The organism is Sphingomonas sp. Leaf67 (assembly GCF_001421965.1).
Classification (GTDB): Bacteria; Pseudomonadota; Alphaproteobacteria; order Sphingomonadales; family Sphingomonadaceae; genus Sphingomonas.
Genome location: NZ_LMLP01000020.1, coordinates 252,527 through 272,802, shown reverse-complemented (window position 1 = coordinate 272,802; position 20,276 = coordinate 252,527). Strand labels below are relative to the sequence as shown.

Genomic DNA, 20,276 nt, shown 5'->3' with positions numbered 1-20,276 from the left:
AATAAGATATTCGAGATCATCCGAACGACATCGTGGTCACCAGACGCCCCGAACGTCCATCGGCCAAGGCGATGCGTTCCCAGCACAGGATGCTCGGCAGAATCCGCATCTCACGACTGCCATTCCCGTCTGTCGGGACGGTCAACGGGGCAGGACTGGAGCGATCGAACCACCCGTGATCCGCCAAGCGCTCCTCGGCTTCCACGATCGCCGCCGTCGCAAACCGCCACAGCGACTGACCCAGGAAAGCACCGGCCGATGTCCTCCATTCGATTTCCCGCGGACGGGATGCCGAAAGCAGCCGATGGGTCGCGTCGCAGATCAGATGGACGGGAACGTTCGCCGCCTCGACAAGCCCGCACAGGGCTCGATCGGTCGACGCCCCGGCGGACGTGGCGATGAGCCGATAGATGCGGGGACGGATCTCCGGGGAAGGAACATGCGATCCCGATTCCCATCGGGATATGAGCCCCTGAGAAACATCCAGCAGTTCGGCGACGTGCTGTTGCTTGAGGCCTCGCAGCACGCGGAACCTGCGCAAGCGGAGCCCCAGGTGGCGGCCCGGAATGGCGGGGATCTCCATCGTGCTCCTGTCATCGAAGCGCATCGGCCTGGCTCCCCCTGACGAATACCGGACGAAAGGCATTGAGCGCCATCGCCATGCAGGCGGAACCGGTCACCATGTCCCCGGACTCCTTGTGGCCGGAAAGAGGTCTCGCACCGCCGCGTCGATCGTCGGCCAGCGCGCCAGCGAGTGCCGCGGATCGCGCAGCAGATCCTCGTCCGCGGGCGCCCCCACCCGCACGACCATATGCCAGAACACCAGCGCCCGCGGCACCCGGACATGCGCCGAGGGAAGCGGCGCGATCCAGCCATGCTCGTCGGGTTCCGTGAAGCCGGCGGTGCCGTAGAGCCAGTCTCCCTCTTCGCCGGCCGGGGGGCGGCGTTTCCCTCATCTCCGCATCGAGCATCCGCCCGATCAGCGCCTCCAACGCCTCGCGCGTCATCCCCGTCCCATCGTCCGTCATTCGCCCGCTCCCACCTCGATCGCACAACGCACCGTCTTTTCCGACTTCGCCGCTTGTTTCCTGCACGCCTCCAGCGTCTCTCGGTTGGCGACCATCAACCGGTTGCCCGTCAGCACGCCGGCGAACGCCGAGACATCTCCGGCCCGCATCAGGCGCTGCCCCGCCTCCCACATCGGCATGCGCAACGATCGCGCCGCCATCCGCTCGGGCAACAGCCAGCTCGCCGGCAGGCTGCGTGCAACCGGGCCGGCGAGGATCGCCCACAGCAGCGCACCCAGCGCCAGCGCGATCAGACCGACATTCCGGCGGACATGCCGAACCCGGCGCCGCTGATCGTCTGCCATGACATGCGATTCCAGCTGACGACCGAGCTTCGTGGCGACGTCCTCGATCACCTGCCGGGCAGCCTCGATGGCCCGGCGATCCTCGCTCCGCCCCGCGGCACCGACTTCGACGATCCGGCGGTTCAATTCTTCAGGCGTGAGCGCCAACGCCGGACTGTTCACCAGCGCATCGACGCGCTGCGCTGTCGCAGTGATGTTGTTGGCGATAACGCCCAGCGTCTCGGAATAGTCCGGAGCATCGCCGTTACCCGCCCGTTCGGCCGTCAACCGCTCAACGGCGCGGCGCAACAGCGTGACCTCGCCGCGGAGATCCTCGAACGCCCGGGCCGCCTCGTCACCGCCGTCGCTCTCCGTCATCCGTACATCTCCTTTCGCCCTTGCAATCGATCGTGCTGCGCTGCACAAAAGACGTGCCTTTCAGGCATCCTCTCCTAAAACTTGCTGGCCGTCCTTCGGGGCGGCCTTTTTTCATCGCTCTAACCCGCGATCCTGCTGACGATCGCGCGCACGATCCATCTCAATCTGCCGCTGCCGCATCTGCTCGGCCATCTGCTGCCGGTCGCGATCCAACCCCAGCTCGGGCGCGCGCCGCTCCAGCTCGTTGCGCAACGCCGGATCATGGCGCAGCCCGTCGATCATCTCCGCCTGCGCCGCGGTCCGGCCGGCACCAGCGTTTTCAGCCTCCAGCGCCCGCCATCGTTCCATGAAGCGGCCAGCACGCAAGCCCGGGTCGGCGCGGACCAGCGCCTCCTCCGCCATCGCCCGGACGGCACCGCGGGTATTCCCCGCCGCAGCGTCGTGCACCAGCGCCGGATCACGCTGGAACGCGGAGACCAGATCGCGCGTGCCCTGGTCGCGCACCCTGTCGAGCGCCTCGCCGGCACGATCCATCGCGGTCATCTGGTGCGGCAGTACCGGCAGCCCCTTGCGCTGCATCTCCGCCGCCTCGACCGTGGCCCGCGCATAGCGCCGGATCGCTACGTCCTGATCGGGCCGGTTCGTGCTTTCGGGTATATGTCCAGACTGCTCGACCTCCGATGCCCTCGGCCGGAAGCCAGCGAACATGCTCCTCGCCTTCGTCTCGACCGTCCGCACGATCTCGCGCACCCGCTCCGGCAACCGGATTTCACGCCTGTCTGCGAAAGCACGGGCCGCGGCGTCCGGCTCGCCCGCATAGTCCGACGCCATGTCCTTCGCCCGGTCGCGCGACAGCACCGCGGCGAGCTTCGCGTCGGTGGCGAAGTCGTCGCGGCCATAGTGAAGCTGTACGCCGTCACGGTGTCGCGACAAGGCGACATAGGCGGCGTGCCGGTCCATTCCCGGCGTCGCCAGCACATGCGTGGCGTCGACCGTCACCCCCTGCGATTTGTGGATGGTGGCGGCATAGCCGTGATCGATCGCGGCATAGTCCTTCAGGTCGAATGCGACCTGGCGTCCGTCGTCGAGCCGCACGCCCATCCGTCCCGGGGACACCGCCTCGACCATGCCGAGCGTGCCGTTCTTCACCCCCAGCCCACGCTCGTTGCGCAGGAACATGATCCGGTCGCCGCTCGCGAACCGACGTTCGCCGCGCTCCGCCTGCACGGCGACGTCCGCACCCAGATCCCCGCTCGCCCGCATCCGCTTGCGCGCCTCCCCGTTGAGCGAGCGCACCTCCGCGTTGGTATGGGTGAGGATCATCCGCGTGGCGGCAGGCTGGGCCTGGCGCTGCCGGTCCCAGCCCTCCACCAGCGCCGCCCGCGCCGCTTCGCGCGTGTCGGCGCTGCGCACCATGTCGTGTTCACGATAGGCACCGATCGCATCATCCGTGCGCCCCGTGGCCAGCCAGCGTGTAGCATCGCGCTGCCAGTCCGTCCGCTGCCGGCGGATCTCCGTGATCTCGGCCGCCCCGTGCCGCTCGGACAGCGCACGAAAGGCTGCCCCCGCCTCGATCGCCTGCAACTGCTCGGGATCGCCGACCAGCACCACCTTGGCGCCGGCCTGCTCCGCGGCCGACAGCACCCGCTCCATCTGTCGCGTCCCGATCATGCCGGCCTCGTCGACAACGAGGATGTCTTTCGGCCCAAGCTGCTCACGGTCCCGCGCCCAGGCATATTCGAGGCTGGCGATGGTGCGGGACGCAATACCCGACCCGCCCTCCAGATTCTCCGCCGCGATCCCCGACAGCGCCGCACCGCGCACCGTGTAGCCGGCATCCTCCCATGCCTCGCGCGCGACCCCCAGCATCGCCGACTTGCCCGTGCCGGCATAGCCGATGACGGACGCAAGACCGTCGCGGCCCATGATCCGACCCAGGGCGTCTCGCTGCTCGCCGGACAGCGTCAGCCCCCTGCCCTCGGCTGCCTCTAGCGCCCGGTACACCCAGGTGCCGGCAACGAAATGGTCCCGGCTTTCGGCAAGCCGGTCGGCCGCCTGTTCAAGCCGCGCTTCGGTCGCGATCATTTCACGGCTCGTGAAGCGTTCGTCGCCGCGTCCGTCCCGACCCAGCGCCACCAGTTCGGGTGACGCCCTGGTCGCTGCCATCACCCGGTCATACTGATCCTTGCCGTCCGAATGGCGGAACGCGAACACTGCCAGATCCCGCGTCGTAAAGGTCGCCTGCGTCCGCGTGATCGCGTCCAGCGCCACGGTCGGATCGGCGATGATCTTCTCGCCGTTCTCGCGCGCGATGCGGACGTGATCCTCGATCCGTTCCGCTTCCAGCCCCTGTTCTGGACGTCGCGATGCTGCCGGTCCGATCTTGTGCTGCGGCTCCAGCGCGATGCCCTGTTCGGCATAGGACCGATGATCGATCCGCGCATCGATCCCCAGTTCCGTCAGCCGTTCGTTGACGTGCGCGCTCCATGCTTCGCGCCAGTGCTGCAACAGGTCCGTCCCGTTCCAGCTGCGATCCTTCTTGCCAAACCCGCCCGGCCCAACCTCGCGCATTGCCAGCATGACATGCGCGTGCGGCTTCGGACTGCCGTCCTCCGCCCGGTCCCAGTGCACGTTGAGGTCCGCGATCATCCCGCGGTTGACGAACTCACGGGCCACGAAATCGCGCGCTAACCGGACACCCTCTGCGCGATCCATCTCTCGCGGGATCGAGAACTCGATCTCACGCGCCAGCTGCGCGTCCTTGCGTTTCTCTTTTGCCTCCACCTCATTCCACAGCGTCGTGCGGTCCGCCAACCGCTCCGGCGCGCCTTTGGGCAACAGCACTTCAGAGTGGATCACATCCGCCTTGTTCGAAAAGTCGTGATGCCGCTGAAGCCGCTCGTCGAACAGCTCGGATGCAGAGCGATAGGCGGCCGACGCGACCGCGCTGGAGCCGTTGGTACGGCTGATAACCTTCACGCTGAAATGGTAGATCGCCATCCTGCTTCTGCTTCTACCTTTCTGAGCGCACGTCGGCAACGACGTATAAGCGCGCACTCACGATCTGCTGCGCATCTTCTGATTGACTGGGGTGGATTCTGCCTTGCTGTTCCTGCCCGCTATGGCAAACTGTGCGGATGAGGAGATTGCAATGAGCCGTGCTTACGAGGAATCGATGGAGCAGCACCGTAATGCGTATATTGCCCAAGCGCTCGGCATCGATGTTGATACGCTCGACGATTATCCCTTCGAACTCGACGACAACGCTAGCAATGACGGACTGGTCTATAGCTGGCGTGTTCTATGGGACGACGAGGCTCCACCGGGGGTCGATGTGAGCGGTGACGTCGGCTCATTGTGGTCGGATATTCCTGTCGCACCGGATGGACCCAACGAGGATGATCGCGATGCGTAAAGTGCGCGATTACGATGCCGAACTGAAAGCGCTGGAAGACAAGGCCCGTGCGCTGAAAGCCCGACGCGTCGAACAGCTCGGGGCACTCGTCAGTTCCACCGGCGCCGACGCGCTTGACATGGAAACGTTGGCCGGCGTGCTGCTCGACGCGGTTGCATCCGGTGATGCCGAAACGAGGGAGGCGTGGCGCGCGAAGGGCGCCGCTTTCTTTCAGCGCCGCGGGCGGAAAACCGGCCGCACTGCTGGCGGCGACGGCGCTGGCGCAAACCCGCAACCGGGCGTCGATCCAGCGTCTGGAAGCGGCGCGGCGCCGGACTGATACGCGGGGCTGGGTCGTGCAACGGCGCGAGCGTACCCGTCACCTGATCGAGCTGGGCGGCCTCGTCCAAAAGGCCGGGCTGGTCGACCTCGCCGACGACGATCGCGCCACCATCTACGGCGCGCTGCTGGAGCTGGTCGGCAAGGCGCGGAGTGAGGGCGGTGACGACACGCTTGCGCTGTGGAAACGGCGCGGCAAGCGGGCGTTTGACGCGGAAGCACAGGAGACGGTGCCATGATCCCGGCAGCGCTATCCTTCTGCCTGCATCGTCCGCCCCAGTTCGAGAGCCTGCATGGTGCGGCGAACGAGGCTCTCAAGCCCCGCGCGGTTCCGTTCGGTCATGCCGTCAGGATGCGCCTTGGTGTCGATCACACACAGCGTGCCGGTCGACTTGCCGTCTTCGTTCTTGAGCGCACGCCGGCATAGAAGCGGATGCCGACGTCGCCGGTGACGAGCGGGTTTGCCGAAAAGCGATCGTCCTGCGTCGCATCGTTCACGATTATCGTGCCGTTGCCGTGGATCGCGCGGTGCAGAACGAAATCGACCGCGGCGTCGCCGCCGGCGCTTCAGATGTGGTGTGGTCCGGCCGAAGTTGGCTGATGCATCTCCAGGTGCTCATGCCACCGTGGCATATCGCCCGCGATCGCGATCGTCTGGAAGATCGAGGCCAGGCGCTGTGCTGTGACCGGCTTGGCCAATACGGCCGTCCCCAACGCACATGCCTGCGGATCCTCCGGATTGCCGGTAACAAAGATTACAGGAACCGTACCGTATAGTGCTTGAATACGTGCGACGGCATCGGGTCCCCTTCCCCCTCCCTTAAGATCAACATCCGATATGATGATACTTTAGTAGTAAAGGTGAGACCGGGATCGATGTGCCACGGGCTGATCGTATTGGAGACCAGGGATGGCTGATGCAGTTTTGCGTTCGTGGCAGCTCATGACGGTCGGTCCGGGCAGCCGCCACGTCACGCCCGATCTGCACGAGAGGCTGGTGCGCCTGTTCGACCTGCTGCCGCAGACCCGCCTCATCGAGATCGAAACCGACGCAGGCGGCGTCAGCGTCTCGCGCGACTGGCCGGGCGACCGCATGGAAGAGGTCTCCGCGATCGAGGCGGAGATCGCCGCCATGCCCGGCATCTCCCGCCTCACCCTGTTCCAGGCAGCATCATGATCGAGTGGTTCCACCAGCTCGGCCGCGCGTCGCGCAACCTAGCCCGCACCGTCCTTCAGAACCCGGTCTGGGCGGTTCAGGGCCTCGTCTTCGCCCCCTTCCGCTTCGCCCGTCACCTGTTGCGTCCTAGTGCTGACGATCGCCGTCGCGACCGTCCTCATCCTCGTCTCGGACGGGCTGGTCTGGTATTTCGGCCTCGCCCGCTATCCCGCGCTCCATACGGTCATCCTGCTGCTCGTCTGGGCCGCGATCCTGCTGGTGCCGCTGCGCGCGCTCTTCCAGCCCCTGATCCTTCACTATGGCGGTATGAGCGCCGACGACACCCACGGCTCGGCCCGCTTCGCCACCGACGCCGAGGCGCGCACCCTGACGGGCGATGCCGGCCTGCTGATCGGCCGTAACTGCAAGTCGGGGAAACTGCTGCGCTATCCCGGCTCCGCCCATCTGCTGACGATCGCACCCACCCGCAGCGGCAAGGGCGTCGGCACCATCATCCCCAATTTGCTCAAATACCCCTTCGCCGTCGTCTGCATCGACCCCAAGGGCGAGAACGCCCGCATCGCCGCAAGGCAACGCGGGCAGTCCGCTCCGGTCCATGTCCTCGATCTGTTCGGGATCACCGGGTTGCCGCCCGCGGCGTTCAACCCGCTCGACCGGATCGACCCTGACGGCCTCGATGTCGCCGACAACTGCATGACGCTCGCCGACGCGCTGGTCCACGACGCCCACGGCCAGCAGAGCGAGGCGTACTGGAACGAGGAAGCCAAGGCGCTGATCGCCGGCCTGCTGATGCACATCGTCGCCAGCGAACCGTCTGCCACCCGCACCCTCACCACGCTGCGCGACCACCTGAAACTGGCGCCGGCCGGCTTCGCCGGCCCGCTCGAACGGATGCAGCAGACCGGCGGACTGATCGGGCGCGCCGCCAACCGCCAGCTCGGCAAGTCCGATCGCGAAGCCGCCGGCGTGCTGTCGTCGGCGCAGCGCCATACCCACTTCCTCGACAGCCCCCGGATGACCGCGACGCTTTCGCCGATTATGCCGCTCGTGATACGACGCTGCCCGATGGGCATGGAAACGGGACGCTCCAGCCCGTCCGGCATCCGCTGGCCGGCGCGGCCGGTGCCGGTTCACGCCTTCCCGGTTTCCGCCGACCGATAGTGCCCCGCCATCAGGTCGGACAGGATGCGGCGGACATGCTGTACCTTGATGACCGACGCGGCGTTCGTGCGGGGATCGTCCATATAGCGTATGCCGAGCAGATAGCCGTCGGGCACGCGCCGCAACGCGCCGGCCAGTCGCGCCGCCGTCGCGTGCCGCCAGATGGTCGGATACGGAAATCCGTCGATCTCCGCGACCGCCTGCAGCGATGCCGGGCGACGGATTTCGTCGGGCGGGATGGTATGGGCGAAACCGTATCGGTGGCCGAGTTCGGGGTCGTGCGTGATCGCGGCGGCGTTCAGCACGCTGATCGCGCCGACGAGATATAGCCCCATCGGCGTGACCAGCGGCGCTTCGCTCAATTCATAGACGCTGAGATAGACGTCGAGCGCCGCCGCCAGCATCGCGTCGTCGCCCGGCACCACGCCTGCGCGCGGAAAGGTCAGGCCGCCATGGACGAACCCGTCCAGCATCTGCCGCAGCAGCGCCAGCACGTCGTCGCGCATCGCGACCATCGCCGGCAGCCCGGCAAAGCCGTCGGGCAGCCGCAGCCCGTCCTCGTCCGCCTGGCACAGCCCGTGTGCGGCAAGCGTGATGCTCGCCCGGCGGATGCTCTCGCGCGGGCGGCGAAGCGACGCCGCCAGCGACGAGATGCTGCACCGTCCCCCCGGCGTCGGGCGCAACGCATTGCGCAGGAGCAGCACCAGCAGCGCGCCGCTGTCGAAATGACGCCCGGCGGCGCGCATCGCGGCCGATCCGGCATAGAGCTGGAAATGGTTGATCAGCCGCGTCGCCTGACGAACCGGAACGGGCGCGCCGACATTGGACGGCATGACGGGACTATGCATTGGCGCAGCGCAAGATGGGTTCGATCGAAGCCTCTGGCACCGGCATGCCATGACATACCGGTGCCGATGATGGTCGGAGCAGCGATGCTACGCGGCAGATCGCTAAATTACGGTGTTTCGACGGTGTAGGTGTAATAGACGACGCCGCCGATCTCGGTAATATCGGACAGGCTGACCGACGACGCATAGGAATCCGTCATGGTGATCGTGCCGATGATCTCGCCCTTGCCCGACGTGATATCGAAGACGGCGGTCTTTCCACCGTCCTGATAGCGCAGGCTATCGACGTTGCCGTCCTCGTCCGCGTCGGCCAGCGCGTGGGTCGTGACGATCTTGCTGCCGTAATTGAAATCGGTGACGATATCGTCGCCGATCCGCAGGCCGAGCGCGTTGTCGATGAACAGGGCACCGCCCCTGGTGGTCATCACATCGTCCTGTACGGTGCCTTCCACGCCGTTCGCATGCTCTTTCAGGAACTGGTGCAGGGCGCCGGCAGCGGCATAGGCATGCTGGCCGCCGAATTCGCCGAGATAGCGCAGTTCCCCGATCGAATCCTCGCCATCGGTAATGCGCAGCTGATCGTTGCCGGCCTTGCGCGCATTGACCCGGTCGATATCGAGCAGGCCGTTCTTGCCGAAGCCGATGAACCCGTCGCCGTTTCCGTCGAAGATCTTCTTGCCGGTGATCAGGGTGTCGGTCTTGCCGAAGCCGATGATATTGTCATCGCCGACATCGCCATTGGCGACGACGAACGCGGTGCGCCGGGCCGTGCTGTAATGGGTATCGATGACGTTGTTCGCTTCGATATTGACGATCTCGTCGACGTTCAGCAACGCATAGGTCGTTTGTAACATGGAATATTTCCCCCCTGAACCGGATGCCGGCGGATCGCCGTCCGGCGGTCAGGGGGCCGGCCTAACCGGCATTATATTCGGTGGCATCCTGCTACCTGCCCAAAATGAGAAGCGGGCGGGATCGTCCCATGGCGGGACGATGGCCGGGCCGCGCCCGGTTTCGTTCGATCTGCCGGCGATCGGGCCGCGGCCCCTTGCCTGTCCGCCCCATCGCCCGCTATGGACCGAGCATTCGCAAGGACCCGGTGCAATTCCGGGTGGCTATTCCGGCCGCCGATCCGCCGGACAACATCGCACATGACCTGAAATCCTGCGCCCGATCGGGTGCCATGTGGCTTGATGTGGATTTTCCATGACCTTCGATTTTACCTCCTATCGCCGCCAATGGTTCGGCGGAGCGGCACAGATCCGCCGCGACCTGCTGGCCGGCATCGTCGTCGCGCTGGCGCTGATCCCCGAAGCGATCGGCTTTTCGATCATCGCCGGGGTCGATCCGCGCATCGGCCTCTATGCCTCGGTCGCGATCGCGATCACCATCGCCTGTATCGGCGGACGGCCGGGCATGGTCTCGGCGGCGACCGCGGCGGTCGCGGTGCTGGTCGGCCCCCTGGTCCGCGACCACGGCGTCGAATATCTCTTCGCCGCCACCATCCTGATGGGCCTGATCCAGATCGCCGCCGGGCTGCTGCGGCTCGACCGGGTGATGCAGTTCGTGTCGCGATCGGTCATCACCGGCTTCGTCAACGCGCTCGCCATCCTGATCTTCCTGGCGCAGCTGCCGCAGCTGACGGGCGTGACGTGGCACAGCTATGCGCTGATCGCGGGGGGCCTCGCCATCATCTACCTGCTGCCGCGGGTGACGCGGGCGGTGCCGTCGCCGCTGGTGGCGATTTTGGTGCTCAGCGTCATCAGCATCGCGCTGAACCTGCCGGTCAACACCGTCGGCGACATGGGCAAGCTGCCCGAGGGGCTGCCGGGCTTTGCATGGCCGCAGGTGCCGCTGACGCTCGACACGCTGCGGATCATCCTGCCCACTGCGCTGACGATGGCGGCGGTCGGCCTGCTGGAATCGCTGCTGACCGCGCAGATCGTCGACGACATGACCGATAGCGACAGCGACAAGCGGCAGGAATGCGCCGGGCAAGGCGGTGCCAACATCGTCGCCGCATTGTTCGGCGGGATGGGCGGCTGCGCGATGATCGGACAGTCGGTCATCAACGTGACCTCGGGCGGACGCGGCCGGCTATCGACCTTTACCGCCGGGGCTTTCCTGTTGTTTTTATTGGCGGTTCTGGGGCCATGGGTCGGGCGCGTGCCGATGCCGGCGCTGGTCGCGGTGATGATCATGGTGTCGATCGGCACGTTCAGCTGGAACTCGCTGCGTAACCTTCGTCACCATCCACCAACCTCGTCGATCGTGATGCTGGTGACGGTCGCCGTCGTCGTCGCGACGCGCGACCTGTCGCTGGGCGTGCTGGCTGGGGTGCTGCTGTCGGGCGTGTTCTTTGCCGGCAAAGTCCAGCGGATGTTCGCGGTCGCGCGGGTCGCGGGCGGTGGCGGCGTCACCTACCGGGTTACGGGTCAGATCTTCTTCGCCTCGGTCGACCGCTTCCGCCGCGCCTTTGCGCTCGAGGGGGCGGTGCCGGTGACGATCGACGTCACCGCGGCGCATTTCTGGGACATTTCCGGGGTCGACGCGCTCGACAAGATCGTCGCCCGCCTGCGCCAGAACGGGGCCGAAGTAGCGGTGATCGGCTATAACCGCGCCAGCGCCGATCTGGTCGACCGCTTCGCGCTGCACGACAAGACCGGCGTCGAGCTGGGCGTCGTGCCGCATTGAGCGGGACGGCGTAGGGAGATCGCGTCTCCCTACGCCGTCCGTCTTCACATCGCCTGCTGCTCGCGGTTCAGGCTGCGCGCCGGCGGGGTCGCGACCGGGGCGGCGGCGGCACCCGGACGGACACCCGCCGGCACCTCGACGAACGGCAGCTTCAGCGTCTCGCTGGTCATCCGCCGGATCTGGTTGGTGAAGGCCGGATCGTCGTTGAGCGTGCGGCCATAGGACGGGATCATCGCCTCGATCTTCGGCGTCCAGATGCTCGCCAGACGCTGCGGGAACGCCTTTTTCAGCACCTCCAGCATGATCGCGGGCGAGGTCGAGGCACCGGGCGATGCGCCGAGCAACGCGGCAATGCTGCCCTGCTTGTCGGTCACGATCTCGGTCCCGAACTGCAGTACCGGACCCTTTTTCGGGTCGCGCTTGATGACCTGCACCCGCTGTCCGGCGGTGATCAGCTTCCAGTCGCCCTGTTTGGCATTCGGGAAATATTTGACCAGCTCGGCCTGGCGATCCTTGTCGGTCAGCATCGCCTGTTTGACCAGATACTGGACCAGTTCGGCATTTTCCGCGCCGACCGCCATCATCGGCCCGACATTGTCCTTGTACACGCTGTTGAACAGGTCGCGCCACGATCCGTTCTTCAGGAACTTCGTGCTTTGCAGCGCGAACGGCCCGAACAGGATGACCGACTTGCCGTCCAGTTTGCGCGCATCGAGATGCGGCACCGACATTGGCGGTGATCCGGCTTCGGCCTTGCCATAGACCTTCACGTCGTGGCGCGCGGTCAGCGCCGGGTTTTCGAAGGCGAGGAACTGGCCGCCTACGGGGAAGCCGCCATAGTCCCTGGCCTCGGGAATACCCGACATCTGCAACAGTTTGAGCGACGCGCCGCCCGCGCCGATGAACACGAAGCGCGCACGCACGGTGCGGTCTTTGTTCGTGGTCAGGTCGCGTACCGTCACGTTCCAGATGCCGTCGGCCCCGCGGTTGAGGCCGCGAACCTCATGGCGCAGTTTCAGGTCGAAATTGGGATTTCTGGTCAGTGCGGTGGCGAGCTGGCGGGTGATGACGCCCCAGTTCACGTCGGTGCCGATCGGCATATAGGTCGCGGCGACCTTCTGGTTCGGATCGCGGCCTTCCATCACCAGCGGTGCCCAGGCGCGGATCTTCGCCGGGTCCCGGGTATATTCCATGCCGTAGAACAACGGGTTCTTGACCAGTGCCGCCTGCCGCTTGCGCAGATAGTCGATATTGGCGTCGCCCCACACGAAGCTCATATGCGGCGTCGGGTTGATGAAGCCGTTCGGGGCACCCAGACGCCCGGTCTTCACCTCATGCGCCCAGAATTGCCGCGCGACCTCGAACTGTTCGGCGATCACCACCGCCTTGCTCGTATCGATGCTGCCATCGGGGTTTTCGGGGGTATAGTTCAGCTCGGCAAAGCCCGAATGGCCGGTGCCGGCATTATTCCACCCGTTCGAGCTTTCCTCGGCGACATTGTCGAGCCGTTCGAACAGCGCGACCCGCCAATCGGGTTCAAGTTCCTGCAGATAGGTGGCGAGCGTCACGCTCATCACCCCGCCGCCGATCACCACCATGTCGAGCGGGCGGTCGTTGTCGGCCGCGGGGCCGGCGGGCGAGGCCATCGGCCGGAACAGGAAGGCGATCGCGGCGAGCAGTAGCACGACGACGATGCCGAGCGCGATCTTGGTCTTGCGCCAGCGGGACCGGCGTGGCGCCGGTGCGGAGGGTGCTTGCATGGAATGGATCCGTTGGAAGATGAGCGCGCGGGAACGCCGTGTTCGGTTCGAACCGCGCCGGAAAATCCTCTTGTAGAACGCGTTATACGATCCCGTGAGGTGGCGCAAATCCGCCGTTCCCGCGCAATAGTATGTAACATTGGGTCCCCACGGTTCCGCCTGCTTTCGTCGGAAAGCATCGCGCCGGCGTGAGCCGGTGCGTTCCGCAGGGTCGGCGTGGGAGGTGTATGTATGGTTCGATGCCTTGGCTTTCGATATAGCCGTCAGGCTGGATGCCGGCGGCCGGCGAGGCCGACGACATTTGCCGTCCATTTAAATGACTCGGAGAGTGGTTGCGGATCGAAATGAGACTCGCAGGCTGCGCGATCGATTGCCGCCCCCAGCGAGGCCAATACCCGACCGAGCGCGCCGCCGACGCTGACCTGGGCCAGTTCGCGGCAGCTGAGCGTCGCGCGCATCGCCGCTAGCTCGGCTGCCGTCTGCGCCTGGTGCGCCATGGTGTCGTCGGAAAGCGGCACGGGATGGAAGCGCCGCGGCAGAAACCGCAGCAATCCGCCCGGCAGCAGCGCCCGATAGATGTTCGACGTCTGGCGATAGCGTGGCCCCGCGCCGACGTTGCGACAGAAGCGCCGCTGGCGAACAAGGAACCCCGCCGCCTCCAGCGCCGCCAGCGCCCGCGCCACCGTCGCCCGGCCGAGCGCGGTCGCCTTGGCCAGATGGTCATAGGTCGGGAACACCCGCCCGCCATTCAGCCGGGCGAGGGTGCAGATCTCCTCGAACACGCGCACCGCCCCGGCGGTCAGGGCGCACAGCACCGTTTCGGCCGCGGTCAGCATCCGCCCCTCGCTGCGCGCAGCGCGCCGCCGCGCCCGCCCGGCATCGAGCGCGGCGCGCGCCATGCGCAGCAGCCGGTCGGTCTCGCCCTTGGCGGGCACCGCGAAGAAATGGTCCTCGACCGTCCCCGCCTCGACGCTGCCGCGCCGGACGGGTGCGCCGGTGCGGTGCACACCGCCGCTGCGTGGCCGTTTGCCATGTGCCGGATCGGCCATGCGCGCGATCGCCTGCGCCAGGATAAGCGCCATCATCGTCCCCCTTGTCCGGGGCCGCGACAAACAAGCAAAAAAGGGGCGTGGCGCGAAACGCGCGTCCTTGAACCGACAAGCGATCGGAGGTATTGGAGAAGGCCTGTGGAAGCCGGTTCGACGTTTGGCGACGTCGCTCCAAAACCTGGGACGCCCGGCCTTCGTGCCGGGCTTTCCTTTATGTGGTCACGGCCAATTCCCTTGCTGCCGGCCCTGCTGCCGGTTTCAGCGACCTTTGCAGATCAAATCCAACATCGGAAGCGTTCCCGGTTCGTGCTTTCGAGTAGGAAAGCGACAATTACGTTCGTTTCGGCGCAAATCACCGCCGACGATTCGTGCTTTCGAATAGGAATATGGCGGTACGTTCGTGCTTTCGGGTAGCAAAACCCCGATCGCATTCGTGCTTTCGAATAGGAATTAGGCGGCCGGGGCGTCCGCCGATTCGCTCGCATCCGAATCACCCGCCTCATCGGTGCCGAGCGCGCGCGGGCGGCGGGTTAGCACCACCTGTACCGGCGCCACCCGCCGCCCGCGCCGGGGCGCCTGATCCTCGGGGACTTCCTGCTCGATCAGCTTCAAGTGATAGTCGGGGATGCTGTCGGATGCTGCTATCTGCTTCAAAGCATTGCGGAAATTGGCAAGCGGGTTCTGATAGCCGATCTGCAGGCGGAAGGTCGCGAGATCGGTTTCCAACCGGTCCTCGCCGCTCGAGCGCGCCACTTCATAGATGCGCCGCTCGATCGGCCCCAGCTGGAAATAGGCGGCGGCATAGTCGAGCACGTGCCGGTCGAGCAGGATCGCGCGGAACAGCCAGTCGCACAGGCGTACCTTGACCGCCTTCAGCCGCCGCTCGCCGCCCCGCGTGCGCGAATAGTGCAGCTTGGCTTCGGACAACCACGAGAAGAAGCCCTCCTCGCCTTCGCCCCCTGCCTCGATATTGGTCTTGATCTGCGTACCCTGCAGTCGTTCCAGCGCCTCCGACAGTCGTCCGTACGACCGTGCCGAGTGATTGGCCCCGGTCACCGTGAACAGATCATGCGCCGTAAAGACGAAATCCTGCGTAACCGTCTCGCCAATCTCGATCTTCGCCAGCATGAGGCTGGCGATATACAGCACGATTTCCTTGTCATAGATGGTCGCAACGCCGCTGGCCGACGGGCGTACTTCAATCGATATCGCATTTGCCTGATAGGTCAGCGGTTTCATCCACGCATTCTTAGCGAGCGCGAAGAACGGAAACGCCATCAACGACCGCTCGCCGCGGATTTCGGCGGTTAGCGGGCTGTCGAGCCGGAACAGATCGCCCTGCGGGCGGGCCGGCGTACGCGGGGCAGGGGGCTTGCGGGTCATGGGGCTATTCTACCCGAAAGCACGAAGATGCGATGGGAAGCTGGACCTGCCCGTACACGCACGCCGGACAGACCGGCGACCATTCGTGCTTTCGAGTAGGAAATAGTCGGACGGAGCACCATTCCGCCCACTTTGGATCACCGGCGTGGACGCTCGGCGGTACGCGCCTGATCGCCGGCAACTGCGAACGGCGAGGTCGCATTGGCCTGCGGGTCGTAATAGCGATCGATGCGGTTGCGGATGCGCGACTGGACCCGGTTCTGTATCCGGCCGTTGATTCGCCCCATCGGCTCGATCCCGGCCTCGGCGGCAAGTTCCTCGCGCGTCTGACGCTGTCCGGTCTGGCCGGCGGCCGATCGGGCGGTTTCGCCCTGTTGGGTTTCCGGCAACGGCTGCTGGACCGGCGCGGCGGGTTCCTGCGTATCATTTTGATAGCGATCCTGCGCCGCGACGGGGGCGGACAGATACAGGGCCAGCAGGAACGGGACGATGCGCATCGCATCGCTCATAGCCCGATCCGCCCCCCGTCGCATAGGCTGATTCAGCGGCCCACCGGCCGCAGCCGGATGTCGTCGATCTGTCCGCTCAGCCCCGACAGCTGCTCGGACGGCCGCGCGACCAGCAGCAGTTGCTGGACCGGACAGCCCGCCGGCACCGTGAAGCGCCCCGCAAACCGCCCGTTCGCCTGCGCCGAATTAGGCACGGTCACCCGGCCCAGCTCGCGCCCATCGGGGCAGGTCAATGTCCAATAGGGCAGGGCGTTGTCGGCTTGTTCGATGCCGATACCGCGTCCTTCGATCGCGTAGCTGCCCGGTGGCAGCAACTGAGTCTGGCGCAGGATCGCACCACCAAGATTGGAGGGTACCGCAAAGTCGAAGATGCCGCCCTGCTCGCCACGCTGGATCGTAGCCGACACACCGCTATCGGTAACCGGAGTCCAGTCGAACGGCGTCGGTGACGTCAGATTGGCGGTAAAGCCGGGATCGCGCGCGACTCGCCGGTCGGCACCCGGTGTCAGCGCGGCATAGAAGCGCCATGCGTCGTCGACATGTTCCTCGGCCAGCAACCGACCGACCAAGGCTGGTGCCGCCCCGATCGGCAGGGCGATGCTGCGGCGCCGGACGGCTTCGAACAGATTGGCGGTCGCGCGTGCGTCGGGACCGGTGCTGGCGACGAAGCTCAGGAACTGCTCGCTCCATGCAGGCCGCCGCGCCAGTGTCGCGATCAACGCCTGCCGGATTTCAATATCGCTGATCGCCGATGCCAGTACCGGGAACAACAGGTCGGGTGCGATCCGCGACGTGCGTAGCGCGATGTCGTAGTTGCGTAACGCACCCGGAATGTCACCGCGACCGACCGCATCCTCGATCGCCCATAGCCGGGTGCGCAGGTCGCGCCGCGACAGTTTTTCCGAATACGCGAAAATACGCCGCGCGGCCGCGGTATCGCCGCGAACCTGCGCATTGATCCCCAGCGTCGCAACCGCCGGCACGGCGGTCGGATCCTGCCGCAGCGCCAGCAGCGCCAGTTCGTCGGCGCGCTTGCGATCGGCCGGAGTCGCGTCGGGACCGGATAGCTGCTCGGACAACAGCGCCGTGATCCGCCCATCCCATGGTGCCAGTGCATGCGCCCGTGCCGGCGCGGTGCCGCGCATCATATAGGCCAGCGAATGGGCGACCGAGACATATCCCAACCCGGCTACCGCGATCGCGAGCGCGCCACGCACCCCCCATTCGGTCGCCGACCGCCGGGGACGGGTTGCGCGGCGCTTCGCCATCAGCCCTTGGCCTCCGCGGCTTTGTCGCGGCCATAGCCATAGCCATATTCATAGCCATATCCGTAATGCGCCTTGCGCGCCTCGAACTTGGTCAGCACCCCGCCAAAGATATGCGCGTTGGCTGATGCAAGCCGCGCCAATGCAGTCTTCACCAGCGTCGAGCGGATGCCATGGGATTCCACCGCATAGACCACGCCCTCGACCCGGCTCGCGATCAGTGGTGCATCGGCCAGTCCCATGACCGGCGGGCTGTCGATCACGACATGATCGAAATGCTCGTGCAGCCGTTCGATCAGCAGCGACAAGCGGTTACCGGTCAGCAGTTCGGCGGCGTTGGGCGGGATCGGTCCGGCCGACATGGCGGTGAAGCCCAGATCGGTCATATCGAAGGTCAGCGGCGCAATATCATCTTGGCCCGCCAAGAAGTTGCTGAGGCCATGGTCATGGCTCACCCCGCCCAGGTGATGGACGGACGGCGAACGCATGTCGCCATCGACCAAGATTACCCGCTTGCCGCTACGGGCCAACATGGTCGCGAGCGCCAGCGCGGTCGTCGACTTGCCTTCCGCCGGTCGCGTCGAGGTAACCGACAGCGACCGCGGCACGCCATGTTCGGTGGTGAAGGCAAGGTTCGTCTGGATTGCCAGATAAGCGTCCACCAGATCGGACTTTCGATCGAGCAGCGCCTCCTTCGGCGTGACCCCATCGACCTTCGGTACCGACCCCAGCAACGGCAGGCCAAGCCGCCGCTCGACCTCCGCCGGATCCGCTATCGCCTCGTCCATCTGTTCGAGTGCGAAGGCCAGCACCGCGCTGATGCCGAGACCCGCGATGAGAGCGATGGCAAGGTTGACGAGCAGGCGCGGACTCGACGGCTTTTGCGGCACATCGGCCTGGTCAACCACTGAGACGTTGTTGACGCCAACACCACCAGCGACGCCGATCTCCTTGAAGCGCTGCAACAGTCCTTCGTATAGGGCGCGGTTGGTATCCACCTCTTGTTGATAGATATTGTACTGGATCGATCGCCGCCGCAGGTCAAGATAGCTGCTCTTGAGCTGTTCGACACGTGCCTGCAACGCCCGCTCGCGTTCGACGGCACCGCGATAATCGGTCTCGAGCGAACCCGATACCCGGCGCTCTTCGTTAGCGATACTGCGATCGAGCTGGTCGATCTGCGACTTCAGCGCCTTAACCGCCGGATATTCCGGTTCGAACTGGATCAGCAGCTTCTGGTATTCGGCTGCGAATTCGGCACGGCGCTGACGCAGCGTGTTGATCGCCTGATTTCGCAGTGCTTCCGACGAAGCACCGGCCCGACCGCCCTCGCGGTAACGCGCCTCGGCCGCGATGCGTTCGGCCGTGGCTTGGCTCAACGCGGTATTAAGCGAGGCAAGGTCGTCAGCGACAATCGAACGTTCCGACGTAGTACCATCACCATTCTGCTGCGCGGGGAGGTTAATGATCCGTTCCTGCGACGCATAGGCAACCAACTGCCGCTGACTTTCGTCGAGCCGCTCCTTCTGCTGTGCCAACTGCCGTTGAAGCAGGTTGCGGCCGTAGGAGGTCGCCTGCACCTTGCGTTCCAAGTTAGTCTGTATGAACGCGTCCGACCACGTATTGACGATCCTTGCCGAGAATGCAGCATCCGGGCTGGTAAAGCGGATCTCCACTAGGCGCGATAGTCGGGTCGGCGCCACATCCAGATGGTCACGCAGGATTTGTCCCGCAGTTCGCTGACGAATAGGGCGCCCGGCAGCAGGATAACGTCCATTGACCAACTGAAAGGCCGGGTCGTTAGACGAAGATCGAAAGAGTTCGTAGAATTTGGGATCATCGACAAGTCGCAGCTGGCTCGCTACGCGCTCGGACAACGCACGCGACCTTAGCAAGCCATATTGCGTTTGATAGAATTCCTGATCCGCAACGCTCGTTTCGCGTTCCACACCTTGAAAATTGGTTACTTGGCTAGATTCACGTGAAATTTCGATCGTTGCAGATGCCGTGTATTTTGGCGTCATCAGCAACGTTACGATCAAGCCAAGAAGAACGAACGCAACCGTCGTTCCCAGGATAACATAGCGCCAACGGATCGCGATCCGCAGATACTGGCGCAGTATCGAACTTTCGTCCTTGGCCGGCACGGCAAGCGTCGGCGATTGAGAGCCGCTACGCGGACCGGAAACATTGGAAGTCATGTCGGCAAGGGCCTTATTGCAGTATCGCGATCAACGGAGCCGCCAGCAGCGGCGAAACTGAAACGAAGTCACGGAACAGGCGACGCTGCGGTGAATCGCCTACGACGATGACGTCGTTGGCAAAGACCAGAGGATCATCATAGGCCCCCTCACGGATCGCCGCGACGTTGTACAATCCGGCCATACGGCGGTTGTCGACCGTGCGCAGAATGACCACATCGTCTTGCCGGGCAAATTCGGACAACCCTTTGGCGGAAGCGATGACCCGCATCAGCGTCATCTGGTTGGTGACAGGATACAGGCCGGGTTCGACGACCTGCCCGTCAATCGTCACCACTTGGCTCACCGAGCTCTTGATATTGACCGTGACTTCGGGATTGCGAACGTAGCGTGCGCGTAACGCTGCCTCAATCGCCAGCGCTAGTTCTTCGGCAGTCTTACCGCGCGCGTCTATGGTTCCAGCGAGTGGCATTGCGATCCGCCCGCTGGAGTCGACCTGCATTTCGCGGTTGAGATCGGGAACGCTGAACACGGTCACTTCAATGGTGTCCAGAGGACCGATTAACGCTGGCCGGTCCGCAGCAGTCAGATCGTTGCGGTTCGGCGGTGGTAGCGCCTGACTGTCCTGTACGACGGTCAAGCGCGCGCTGGATTCCAGCGGCGTACGCTTAGCGCATCCGGTAAGCGCGACTGCCATAAGGAAAGCGATACTGATCTTACGCATGCGCTCGGAATATTCCGCAAATAAGGGGGTTGATATCGGCCGC

19 protein-coding genes, 1 pseudogene and 1 other annotated feature are annotated in these 20,276 nt (G+C 65.2%); of the genes and pseudogenes, 6 read left to right on the top strand and 14 right to left on the bottom strand.

Annotated elements, in window-relative coordinates:
• Window positions 1-16: 16 nt before the first annotated feature.
• The 3 genes from ASE90_RS12055 to traA form a co-directional block, all read right to left on the bottom strand.
• Window positions 17-607: a helix-turn-helix domain-containing protein gene (locus ASE90_RS12055; RefSeq protein WP_200910881.1), complete on the bottom strand. Its 591-nt coding sequence runs from the start codon at window positions 605-607 to the stop codon at window positions 17-19.
• 417 nt (window positions 608-1,024) lie between these two features.
• Window positions 1,025-1,729 carry a DUF6118 family protein gene (locus ASE90_RS12050; protein ID WP_056000763.1) on the bottom strand — a complete coding sequence of 235 codons (705 nt, stop codon included), beginning with the start codon at window positions 1,727-1,729 and terminating at the stop codon, window positions 1,025-1,027.
• 111 nt (window positions 1,730-1,840) lie between these two features.
• Window positions 1,841-4,729 carry a Ti-type conjugative transfer relaxase TraA gene (traA, locus tag ASE90_RS12045; RefSeq protein WP_056000760.1) on the bottom strand — a complete coding sequence of 963 codons (2,889 nt, stop codon included), beginning with the start codon at window positions 4,727-4,729 and terminating at the stop codon, window positions 1,841-1,843.
• Between the two features lie 103 nt (window positions 4,730-4,832).
• Here traA and ASE90_RS12040 point away from each other — a divergent pair, with 103 nt between their 5' ends.
• The 3 genes from ASE90_RS12040 to ASE90_RS12030 are packed head-to-tail and all read left to right on the top strand — an operon-like array spanning window position 4,833 to window position 5,701.
• Complete coding sequence (locus tag ASE90_RS12040) at window positions 4,833-5,144, top strand: hypothetical protein (protein ID WP_156361558.1); 312 nt, start codon at window positions 4,833-4,835, stop codon at window positions 5,142-5,144.
• On the top strand, window positions 5,137-5,463 hold the full coding sequence (locus ASE90_RS12035) for a conjugal transfer protein TraD (RefSeq protein ID WP_056000893.1): 327 nt from the start codon (window positions 5,137-5,139) through the stop codon (window positions 5,461-5,463). Before ASE90_RS12040 ends, ASE90_RS12035 begins: the two co-directional genes overlap by 8 nt.
• A 16-nt stretch (window positions 5,464-5,479) precedes the next feature.
• Window positions 5,480-5,701: a conjugal transfer protein TraD gene (locus ASE90_RS12030; protein WP_056000754.1), complete on the top strand. Its 222-nt coding sequence runs from the start codon at window positions 5,480-5,482 to the stop codon at window positions 5,699-5,701.
• An 11-nt stretch (window positions 5,702-5,712) separates the two neighbouring features.
• On the opposite strand, the gene ASE90_RS20880 is transcribed toward ASE90_RS12030, so the two are convergent.
• Both ASE90_RS20880 and ASE90_RS20875 read right to left on the bottom strand, forming a co-directional pair.
• Complete coding sequence (locus ASE90_RS20880) at window positions 5,713-5,835, bottom strand: hypothetical protein (protein ID WP_268795013.1); 123 nt, start codon at window positions 5,833-5,835, stop codon at window positions 5,713-5,715.
• On the bottom strand, window positions 5,832-5,960 hold the full coding sequence (locus ASE90_RS20875; protein ID WP_268795012.1) for a hypothetical protein: 129 nt from the start codon (window positions 5,958-5,960) through the stop codon (window positions 5,832-5,834). Before ASE90_RS20875 ends, ASE90_RS20880 begins: the two co-directional genes overlap by 4 nt.
• Window positions 5,961-6,372: 412 nt before the next feature.
• Here ASE90_RS20875 and ASE90_RS12025 point away from each other — a divergent pair, with 412 nt between their 5' ends.
• Together ASE90_RS12025 and ASE90_RS12020 are read left to right on the top strand one after the other, a co-directional pair.
• Complete coding sequence (locus ASE90_RS12025; RefSeq protein WP_056000751.1) at window positions 6,373-6,639, top strand: hypothetical protein; 267 nt, start codon at window positions 6,373-6,375, stop codon at window positions 6,637-6,639.
• A pseudogene (locus tag ASE90_RS12020) lies at window positions 6,639-7,668 on the top strand (type IV secretory system conjugative DNA transfer family protein); the annotation flags it as partial. The gene ASE90_RS12025 and the pseudogene ASE90_RS12020, both read left to right, overlap by 1 nt.
• Window positions 7,669-7,769: 101 nt before the next feature.
• Here ASE90_RS12020 and ASE90_RS12015 read toward each other — a convergent pair.
• Complete coding sequence (locus tag ASE90_RS12015) at window positions 7,770-8,633, bottom strand: hypothetical protein (protein ID WP_056000745.1); 864 nt, start codon at window positions 8,631-8,633, stop codon at window positions 7,770-7,772.
• Window positions 8,634-8,755: 122 nt separating this feature from the next.
• Entirely contained in the window at window positions 8,756-9,502 is a 747-nt protein-coding gene (locus tag ASE90_RS12010) for a hypothetical protein (RefSeq protein ID WP_056000742.1), read from the bottom strand.
• Between the two features lie 235 nt (window positions 9,503-9,737).
• Window positions 9,738-9,793: a sequence feature (sul1 is cis-regulatory element that is thought to sense ions involved in sulfur or methionine metabolism; They are found in Alphaproteobacteria), on the top strand.
• A gap of 61 nt (window positions 9,794-9,854) precedes the next feature.
• Between ASE90_RS12010 and ASE90_RS12005 the strand changes: the two genes are divergently transcribed.
• Entirely contained in the window at window positions 9,855-11,342 is a 1,488-nt protein-coding gene (locus tag ASE90_RS12005; protein ID WP_056000738.1) for a SulP family inorganic anion transporter, read from the top strand.
• A gap of 44 nt (window positions 11,343-11,386) precedes the next feature.
• On the opposite strand, the gene mqo is transcribed toward ASE90_RS12005, so the two are convergent.
• The 7 genes from mqo to ASE90_RS11970 all read right to left on the bottom strand — a co-directional run bounded on the left by mqo (window position 11,387) and on the right by ASE90_RS11970 (window position 20,233).
• Window positions 11,387-13,102 (bottom strand): malate dehydrogenase (quinone), encoded by a 1,716-nt coding sequence (gene mqo, locus ASE90_RS12000; protein WP_056000735.1) that lies wholly within the window; start codon window positions 13,100-13,102, stop codon window positions 11,387-11,389.
• Between the two features lie 263 nt (window positions 13,103-13,365).
• The gene (locus ASE90_RS11995) at window positions 13,366-14,184 is read right to left on the bottom strand and encodes a helix-turn-helix domain-containing protein (RefSeq protein ID WP_235531789.1); all 819 of its coding nucleotides are present in this window, start codon (window positions 14,182-14,184) and stop codon (window positions 13,366-13,368) included.
• Window positions 14,185-14,601: 417 nt separating this feature from the next.
• On the bottom strand, window positions 14,602-15,534 hold the full coding sequence (locus tag ASE90_RS11990; protein WP_056000729.1) for a replication initiator protein A: 933 nt from the start codon (window positions 15,532-15,534) through the stop codon (window positions 14,602-14,604).
• 137 nt (window positions 15,535-15,671) lie between these two features.
• Window positions 15,672-16,043, bottom strand: coding sequence for a hypothetical protein (locus tag ASE90_RS11985; RefSeq protein WP_056000726.1), 372 nt, complete (start codon window positions 16,041-16,043; stop codon window positions 15,672-15,674).
• Window positions 16,044-16,075: 32 nt separating this feature from the next.
• Entirely contained in the window at window positions 16,076-17,311 is a 1,236-nt protein-coding gene (locus ASE90_RS11980; RefSeq protein WP_056000723.1) for a hypothetical protein, read from the bottom strand.
• Window positions 17,311-19,509 (bottom strand): GumC family protein, encoded by a 2,199-nt coding sequence (locus ASE90_RS11975; RefSeq protein WP_082449762.1) that lies wholly within the window; start codon window positions 19,507-19,509, stop codon window positions 17,311-17,313. Before ASE90_RS11975 ends, ASE90_RS11980 begins: the two co-directional genes overlap by 1 nt.
• A 13-nt stretch (window positions 19,510-19,522) precedes the next feature.
• The gene (locus tag ASE90_RS11970) at window positions 19,523-20,233 is read right to left on the bottom strand and encodes a polysaccharide biosynthesis/export family protein (protein ID WP_056000720.1); all 711 of its coding nucleotides are present in this window, start codon (window positions 20,231-20,233) and stop codon (window positions 19,523-19,525) included.
• Window positions 20,234-20,276 lie beyond the last annotated feature (43 nt).

Excerpts from the sequence above, each read along its gene's own strand:
- ASE90_RS11980 (WP_056000723.1), bottom strand. The coding sequence starts at position 17,311 with ATGGCGAAGCGCCGCGCAACCCGTCCCCGGCGGTCGGCGACCGAATGG.
- ASE90_RS12055 (WP_200910881.1), bottom strand. The coding sequence starts at position 607 with ATGCGCTTCGATGACAGGAGCACGATGGAGATCCCCGCCATTCCGGGC.
- mqo (WP_056000735.1), bottom strand. The coding sequence starts at position 13,102 with ATGCAAGCACCCTCCGCACCGGCGCCACGCCGGTCCCGCTGGCGCAAG.
- ASE90_RS11970 (WP_056000720.1), bottom strand. The coding sequence starts at position 20,233 with ATGCGTAAGATCAGTATCGCTTTCCTTATGGCAGTCGCGCTTACCGGA.
- ASE90_RS12015 (WP_056000745.1), bottom strand. The coding sequence starts at position 8,633 with ATGCCGTCCAATGTCGGCGCGCCCGTTCCGGTTCGTCAGGCGACGCGG.
- traA (WP_056000760.1), bottom strand. The coding sequence starts at position 4,729 with ATGGCGATCTACCATTTCAGCGTGAAGGTTATCAGCCGTACCAACGGC.
- ASE90_RS12050 (WP_056000763.1), bottom strand. The coding sequence starts at position 1,729 with ATGACGGAGAGCGACGGCGGTGACGAGGCGGCCCGGGCGTTCGAGGAT.
- ASE90_RS12005 (WP_056000738.1), top strand. The coding sequence starts at position 9,855 with ATGACCTTCGATTTTACCTCCTATCGCCGCCAATGGTTCGGCGGAGCG.
- ASE90_RS11990 (WP_056000729.1), bottom strand. The coding sequence starts at position 15,534 with ATGACCCGCAAGCCCCCTGCCCCGCGTACGCCGGCCCGCCCGCAGGGC.
- ASE90_RS12035 (WP_056000893.1), top strand. The coding sequence starts at position 5,137 with ATGCGTAAAGTGCGCGATTACGATGCCGAACTGAAAGCGCTGGAAGAC.
- ASE90_RS12010 (WP_056000742.1), bottom strand. The coding sequence starts at position 9,502 with ATGTTACAAACGACCTATGCGTTGCTGAACGTCGACGAGATCGTCAAT.
- ASE90_RS12025 (WP_056000751.1), top strand. The coding sequence starts at position 6,373 with ATGGCTGATGCAGTTTTGCGTTCGTGGCAGCTCATGACGGTCGGTCCG.
- ASE90_RS11995 (WP_235531789.1), bottom strand. The coding sequence starts at position 14,184 with ATGGCGCTTATCCTGGCGCAGGCGATCGCGCGCATGGCCGATCCGGCA.
- ASE90_RS11985 (WP_056000726.1), bottom strand. The coding sequence starts at position 16,043 with ATGAGCGATGCGATGCGCATCGTCCCGTTCCTGCTGGCCCTGTATCTG.
- ASE90_RS11975 (WP_082449762.1), bottom strand. The coding sequence starts at position 19,509 with ATGACTTCCAATGTTTCCGGTCCGCGTAGCGGCTCTCAATCGCCGACG.